The sequence below is a fragment of the Thermoleptolyngbya sp. M55_K2018_002 genome, assembly GCF_015295965.1.
In the GTDB taxonomy this organism is placed as follows: Bacteria; Cyanobacteriota; Cyanobacteriia; order Elainellales; family Elainellaceae; genus Thermoleptolyngbya; species Thermoleptolyngbya sichuanensis.
Map to the genome: position 1 here is coordinate 21,387 of NZ_DVEA01000133.1, position 6,701 is coordinate 28,087.

At 56.9% G+C, this 6,701-nt stretch carries 6 protein-coding genes and 1 tRNA gene; 6 read left to right on the top strand and 1 reads right to left on the bottom strand.

What is annotated here, in order from left to right; translation table 11 throughout:
- Window positions 1-331: 331 nt before the first annotated feature.
- The 5 genes from IGS51_RS06425 (at window position 332) to IGS51_RS06445 (ending at window position 4,440) form a co-directional block, all read left to right on the top strand.
- Window positions 332-1,030 carry a zinc metallopeptidase gene (locus IGS51_RS06425; RefSeq protein ID WP_297077292.1) on the top strand — a complete coding sequence of 233 codons (699 nt, stop codon included), beginning with the start codon at window positions 332-334 and terminating at the stop codon, window positions 1,028-1,030.
- Window positions 1,031-1,047: 17 nt separating this feature from the next.
- Window positions 1,048-1,443, top strand: coding sequence for a DUF202 domain-containing protein (locus IGS51_RS06430; protein WP_297077294.1), 396 nt, complete (start codon window positions 1,048-1,050; stop codon window positions 1,441-1,443).
- Between the two features lie 131 nt (window positions 1,444-1,574).
- A tRNA-Gly gene (locus IGS51_RS06435) sits at window positions 1,575-1,646 on the top strand.
- A gap of 692 nt (window positions 1,647-2,338) precedes the next feature.
- Window positions 2,339-2,746, top strand: a complete 408-nt coding sequence (locus IGS51_RS06440) for a hypothetical protein (RefSeq protein WP_277773970.1) — start codon at window positions 2,339-2,341, stop codon at window positions 2,744-2,746.
- Window positions 2,747-3,171: 425 nt separating this feature from the next.
- Window positions 3,172-4,440 carry a glutamate-5-semialdehyde dehydrogenase gene (locus IGS51_RS06445; protein WP_297077297.1) on the top strand — a complete coding sequence of 423 codons (1,269 nt, stop codon included), beginning with the start codon at window positions 3,172-3,174 and terminating at the stop codon, window positions 4,438-4,440.
- Between the two features lie 126 nt (window positions 4,441-4,566).
- On the opposite strand, the gene aroA is transcribed toward IGS51_RS06445, so the two are convergent.
- Window positions 4,567-5,910 (bottom strand): 3-phosphoshikimate 1-carboxyvinyltransferase, encoded by a 1,344-nt coding sequence (gene aroA / locus IGS51_RS06450; RefSeq protein ID WP_297077299.1) that lies wholly within the window; start codon window positions 5,908-5,910, stop codon window positions 4,567-4,569.
- 223 nt (window positions 5,911-6,133) lie between these two features.
- Here aroA and IGS51_RS06455 point away from each other — a divergent pair, with 223 nt between their 5' ends.
- Entirely contained in the window at window positions 6,134-6,619 is a 486-nt protein-coding gene (locus IGS51_RS06455) for a hypothetical protein (protein WP_205370766.1), read from the top strand.
- The last annotated feature ends 82 nt before the right edge of the window (window positions 6,620-6,701 follow it).

Here is a 6,701-nt window from a genome sequence, read left to right on the forward strand (position 1 = left end):
TAAAAAGGGGGGAACGCCGGAAGTCCCCCTTATTAAGGGGGATTTAGGGGGATCGCTGGAAGTCCTCATTATTAAGGGGGATTTAGGGGGATCGCTGGAAGGCAATCAACGACCTAGAAAGGTTTAAGACACTACCTAGGCTGTTTACTTTAAGGTATAAGAACTTATCTACAAGTGCTTATCTGCAAGTATTATCAGCAACTAGAGCGTCGAAGGGTCATCTCACTGTTCAAGCTACTGTTCAAATCTCTGTTCAAGTCGTTGTTCAAATTACCCTTCAAAAACTGGATTAAAACCATCAAATCTTATCTACTAAACTTTTCCTGAAACTATGTTCTTTTACGATCCGACCTACTTACTATGGGTCATGTTGCCCACTATGCTAATTTCCATGCTGGTTCAGGGTCGCCTCAAAAGCGCCTTTGCCAAATGGAGCCAAGTGCCCAACAGCGAACGCTACACCGGAATGCAGGTTGCTCAGACCATTTTTAATCGCACGTCGCTGAAGTCGATTCCGCTGGAACCAACGCGCGGCTCCCTGACCGACCACTACGATCCGCGAACCAATGTGGTGCGGCTATCGGAACCCGTGTGCGCCCAGCCGTCGATTGCATCAATGGCGATCGCCGCCCATGAGTTGGGGCATGTCCAGCAATACCAGACGGGTTCGCCGATGATCGCTGCCCGCAGTTTCTTGCTGCCTGCGCTGCAATTCACGCCGACGATTTCCTACATGGCCTTCTTGCTGGGCTTCATGTTTGGCATGGTGGGGCTGATGTGGATTGGGGTTCTCATGTTTGGGCTGATGGTGGTCTTTTCCCTGCTGACGGTGCCGATCGAAATCGATGCTAGCCGTCGGGGACTAAAGCTGCTGGAGGATGCGGGGCTGCTGGATACGCCAGAGGAGCGCCAGGGAGCCAGACAAATGCTCGGTGCCGCAGGCTGGACCTACATCGCCGCTGCGGCTACTTCCCTCATGCAACTGCTCTATTACGTCAGCCTGACCCAGCGCAGCCGCCGCCGCTACTAGGCTACACTCGCCCGCCCATGCCCGACGCGCCCCGCAACCTGACCAACGAACTCGCCAAAGAGCGCAACCGAGCCGCCGCCGAACGCACGCTGCTGGCGTGGATTCGCACCTCGCTCTCGCTGATTGGCTTTGGCTTTGGCATTGACCAGATCGTGACGGCGATTCAGCGAACCCGCAGGCTCGACGATATGGAGACCATGTACCTGTCGAGAATTATTGGGCTAGCATTCATCGCAGTCGGGCTATACGCAGTTCTGTCGGCGGCGATCGAGCATCGGCGGGAGTTGCGGCGCATTCAGCGAGACGACTATCTCTACACGTCGCGACGCTCCAATGCGCTGTCTGTGGCGATCGCCCTGATGGTGATTGGCATCTTCGCCTTCTTGGGAATTATCATCAGCACCCTGAACTAGCCCCCTGTCTCGCTCGCCGCGGCGGAGTAGACCATCGTCCCCCCAAAAATCTGCAAAAATCTTTGGCCCAGGTTGACAAATAGTGACCTCTCACACACAATAGTAATTGCGCTTTTTTTGAAGCGTGTTTCGCGGGTATAGCTCAGTGGTAGAGCGTCACCTTGCCAAGGTGAATGTCGCGCGTTCGAATCGCGTTACCCGCTTTGTTTCTGAGCTGGTTCTAGGAGCCAGTGGTAGTTTGTGAACGAGTTCAATCTGCTGCAAGGTCGTGTTGAGTAGGCGCTGCTCAACCAGTGTGCCTAATGCGTCCGCTTTTAGCATCTTCGTGAATCAAGACACCTTTCTGCTCGATTTTCGCTGGGCTTGCAGGCTTTATCCAAGCTTAAGCGAATTTTCCACTGATCTCTCAGCTTGCCCCTGTAGGATGAGTCTAGAGAGTCTTACCAGTGCTGATGACACGACGGGTTGGATGGGCTGGGAAGCGGGCGATCGCGCTCGTGTTTCTCCTGTCCACGGCCCTCAGTCCACGGTTCTCTGTCACTGACTCCCGCAAACGGGAATGTTAGAATCGGGCTGAATCTGGGTATTCGCAACTCCAGTTCCCGGCAGAAGCTTTGGGAAAAGTCTGGGTCGCTGCCTAGAAGCCTGTCCAGGATCACGCATCAAGTCACACCCAAACCAACCTCTCTGACGAAGGTTGGAGGATGGGTCGGTTGACGATAGTCCGGTTGACGATAGTCCGGTTGACGATAGTCAATGAATCATGGATTAGCGCTAGTTCGTCTGCGGCTGCGCGGGAAGGGCGATCGCCCCCAGCAGCCTTTGGGTTCACGGTCGTTGCTCCCAATGCGCTAGACCCTGCACCGCTTGCATCACACTCACCGCTGCTCTGCTTGTGCAAACTCAGAAACCCCACAAAATCGACCTAAACGGCGACTACCCCTGTCCCTGTCGTCGTCGGGGCAAGCTGACACCCATCGCCCTGACGGATGCCTTTGGCTGCGACCGATGTCAGCAAATTTTCGTCGTGCAAGACAGCGGACATACGATTGAGCAGCTTTCGACCAACTATCCCTACAAGCGGGCGTGGCGCTGGAACGGCCACCAGTGGATTGTGGTGAACCCATCCCTGGGAAAGGGCTATGTGCCGCTGACGCTGCTGTTTATGTTTGCGCTGGTGTTTCTGCTGCTGCTGACTACGCTGAGCGCACCCGCTGGCTCTCAGGTGGCGTTTCGGGTGGTGGCGGCGCTGGTGCTGTCGGTCATGCTGGCGTTTATGCTGTGGCTGGCCTGTCGGCGATAGTCTGCCGAAAACCCAGTTCTGCTCATCCGTCATGGGCTGCAACGTCACCAAACTGTCACTGACCAAACTGTCACTGACCAAACTGTCACTGAAATGTGATTGGAATGTGATTGGGACAGGGCGATCGCGCTGTGCTATTGTGAAACGCTACTAAACGGCTCCCCAAAAGCTTTACAGTCGTGAGCTTTACAGGTAATAGCCTTACAGGTTAAAGCTGTATTAATACATTAATGCAATAGATTTAGTGCAATAGATTAGTGCAGTAAGTTCAGTGCAGTAGATTCAGTGCAGTAAATCCAGTGCAATAAATTCAGTGCAGTACGATTTCGCGTGATACTTCGCGCAACATGTAGATTTTCGAGGCGATCTTTGTGCAGTTCATTGTTTCATGCAATGAATGGCAGCATTTTCCACAATTTTTCACCGTGTTTTCTAACAGTCAGGATTCTTTAGACTCCCCAGCCGACTTGCTGACCACGCTTCATCGAGCTTATGCAGCGGCGGGACATTTGGCTGCGATGAAAGGGGGCGATCGCAGTCGGGCACTCCAGGTGATGGCTGAGGTGCTGAAGGATCAGCAGGACGATATTCTTGAGGCCAACACTCTAGATCTCGAAGCCAGCCGAGAAATGGCCGTGCCCGATCTGGTGCTGGAATGGCTGAAGCTCACGCCGGAGCGGATCGAGGCGGTGGTCAAGATTTTGCAGCGCCTTTCGGAACTGGCAGACCCCACGCAGCAAATGCTGACGATTCCCTATTCCCTCAGCCATTCTCAGTCCTATTGCCAGCTCATGCCGCTGGGCGTGATTGCGCTGGTGTATGAGGCGTTTCCCGAACTGGGGGCGATCGCCGCTGGGCTGTGTATTCGCACGGGCAACAGCATCGTCCTGCGGGGCAGCAGCGAAGCCAGCAACTCCAACCAGGCGATCGCCAGCACGCTGAAACTCGCCCTCCAGGAAGCCGGCCTGCCCACCGATGCCCTCGGCTGGATTCCGACTGACCAGGGCGACTCGATCCGCGAACTGGTGACCCAAGATGCCTACGTCAATCTGGTGATTCCCTACGGCCGCGTCAGCCTGGTGAACCAGGTCATCCGCCAGGCCACAGTGCCCGTGCTAAAAACGGCAATTGGCAACTGCTATCTTTACTGGTCGCCCTCCGGCAGCCTGGATCTGGCCCGCAGCATGATTCTAGACAGCCACCAGAGCGAACCTGATCCAGTCAACGCTATCGAGAAAGTGCTGATCAGCACCCACCACGACCCCAACACGCTGCAAGCCCTGTGGCGCAGCCTGCGCGAAAAAGGCTTTCAGTTGCGGGGCGATGCGGGGCTGGTGGCGGAGTTTCCGGATCTGGTTCTGACGGAAGACGACGAGTGGCAGCGCCCCTACCTGGACAACACGATTGCCTTTCGTGCAGTCAGCGGACTGGAAGAGGCGATCGCCCTGATGAATCGCTACAGCAGCGGCCACGCCGACTGCCTGGTGACCGAATCCTACCAGGAAAGCCACCAGTTTGCCCTGCATATCAACAGCGCCACGACCTATATCAACGCCTCGCCCCGGTTCTATCGCAACCCCAAGCAGGGCAGCCCCATCGCCCTCGGCATGTCCAACCAAAAAGGACATCGGCGCGGGCTAATCACGCTCGAAACGCTGACCACGCTGAAGTATGTCGTGCAGGGGAGCGGGTGAGAACGAAGAGGGAAGAACGAAGAGGGAAGAACGAAGAGGGAAGAACGAAGAGGGAAGAACGAAGAGGTCTAGTTTTCGTTTTTCGTTCTTCGTTCTTCTTTTTTCTTATTCCCGCCTCTCGCCCCCTCACCTCACCACCTGCCTCAGCGTGTCCACAAACCCTGGATAGGAAACCGCAGCGGCTTCGGCACGGTGGATCGTCGTGGGGCCTGTGGCGCGGAGGGCGGCGATCGCCAGACTCATGGCAATGCGGTGGTCGGTGTAGCTATCCACCTCGGCTCCGTGCAAGGGTTTGCCGCCCGTAATTTCCAGACCATCAGGACGCTCGGTGACGGTTGCGCCCAAACGACTGAGCTGGGTTGCCATCACGGCGAGGCGATCGCTCTCTTTCACCCGCAGTTCGGCGGCATCGGAGATGACGGTCGTTCCCTCGGCAAAGGCGGCTGCCACCGCGAGAATGGGGATTTCGTCAATCAGCCGGGGGATCAGGTCGCCGCCGATGTGGCCCGCCTTCAGCCGATTGTGGCCGCGCACGCGCAGATCGGCGACGGGTTCGCCTGCCACCTCGCGGGCGTTCTCCAGGGTCACGTCTGCTTCCATCTGCGCCAGCGCGTCGAGAATGCCTGTGCGCGTTGGGTTGACACCGACATTTTGAATGAGCAAGTCAGAACCGGGGGCGATCGCCCCGGCCACCAGCCAAAACGCCGCCGAACTGATGTCGCCAGGAACCACGACGGGCTGCCCGGTCAGCCGCGCTGGGCCCACCACTGCCGCGCTACAGGTGTCGGGATCAACCAGAATCTCCGCGCCAAAGGCCCGCAGCATCCGTTCGCTGTGATCACGAGACAGCGCCGGTTCGCTGACGATCGTTTTGCCCTCAGTCGCCAGCCCCGCCAGCAAAATACAGGATTTCACTTGGGCGGAGGCAATGGGTGAGATGTAGTGAATCGGCTTCAGCGCCTGCCCCTGCACGGCCAGTGGCGCGAGGCCCCCAGCGCGGCTCCAGATCTGTGCGCCCATCTCTTGCAGCGGACGGATCACGCGAGACATGGGGCGCGATCGCAGCGATGCGTCGCCCGTGACGGTGAAAAATCGCCCTGTGTGGGATGCCAAAATGCCCAGCATTAGCCGCATCGTGGTGCCAGAGTTGCCCGCATTCAGCACGTCGGCGGGTTCCTGGAGCCGCCCCAGCCCGATGCCCTCCACCGTCACCAGTTCCGTATTCAGTTCAGATATTTTTGCGCCCATTGCCCGAAAGCAGGCCGCCGTACTCATCGGATCTTCCCCCAGCAGCAGCCCGCGAATCTCCGTCGTGCCCTCTGCCAGCGCCCCCAGCATCAGCGCCCGGTGCGAAATCGACTTGTCGCCAGGAATGGCGATCGCCCCCGTCAGTGCCAGATCCACAGGCGGCGAAATTGTCAGCACATGATGATGTTCGGTGGTTTTGAGGGTGATAGAAGCCGTCTGCATTGCTATAGTTCCGTAGGTGGGCAATTGCCTCGTCGAGCGTGCTGCGCCATCGCTGCGTCTACTACGCTACCAGAGCAGTGCAAAGGCCGGATCACTGGCCGAACTGCGTTCTCTGCCGACAGATTCTATTTCGTTCTATTTCGCGAATCTGGCAAGATTGAACCTGTTTGACTGGATAAAAAATCATTTTCCCAGCCCTTTTTAGTCCCAGCCCTTTTTAGCCATGCTCACCGAACATCGCCAGCCAGTCTGTCTGTCCTGGATGTCGCTGAATTCGCCGCTCTGGTCGGTGGTGGAAGCCTCTGCCGCTCTTTATGAAAAAGAGCCAGGCCGCTATCACGTCGTGCTAACGGAGCCGCTGTTTATGGACTATTCCGAGGGGGAAACTTCGGCTGACCAGGCCCAGCAGCCCCACCTGCTCTGGCTCGAAATTTCCCCCTACCGCGTAATTATGACCATGCAGGGCAATGGCAGCATCAGCTATCGCCACTTTTGGGAGCAAGGGGTCTACGGCATCAGCCGCTACTGGCTGCGATCGCAGTCGGGCGACCTGGGTATGAGCGATCAGATGCGCCTGCGGAACTATACGCGCCACCTGAAGCTGATTTCCGATCCCCAGCCCCGTCACCTGCGCGTGGAGTATGAACTGTGGACGGAAAACTTGCAGCTTGGGCATTATGTGCTGAATTTAGAAATGCAGTCCTTGTAGCGCCAGCCATCGGTTGAGGATTCTCAAATGCGGCTGGAAGCAGGCTGTCAGCTTTTATTTTCAGCAGAAGCACCAAGTCCGC

What these genes read in the sequence shown, in the direction of transcription:
- IGS51_RS06430 (WP_297077294.1), top strand. Translation starts at nt 1,048, where the DNA reads ATGCCCGACGCGCCCCGCAACCTGACCAACGAACTCGCCAAAGAGCGC.
- IGS51_RS06455 (WP_205370766.1), top strand. Translation starts at nt 6,134, where the DNA reads ATGCTCACCGAACATCGCCAGCCAGTCTGTCTGTCCTGGATGTCGCTG.
- IGS51_RS06425 (WP_297077292.1), top strand. Translation starts at nt 332, where the DNA reads ATGTTCTTTTACGATCCGACCTACTTACTATGGGTCATGTTGCCCACT.
- aroA (WP_297077299.1), bottom strand. Translation starts at nt 5,910, where the DNA reads ATGCAGACGGCTTCTATCACCCTCAAAACCACCGAACATCATCATGTG.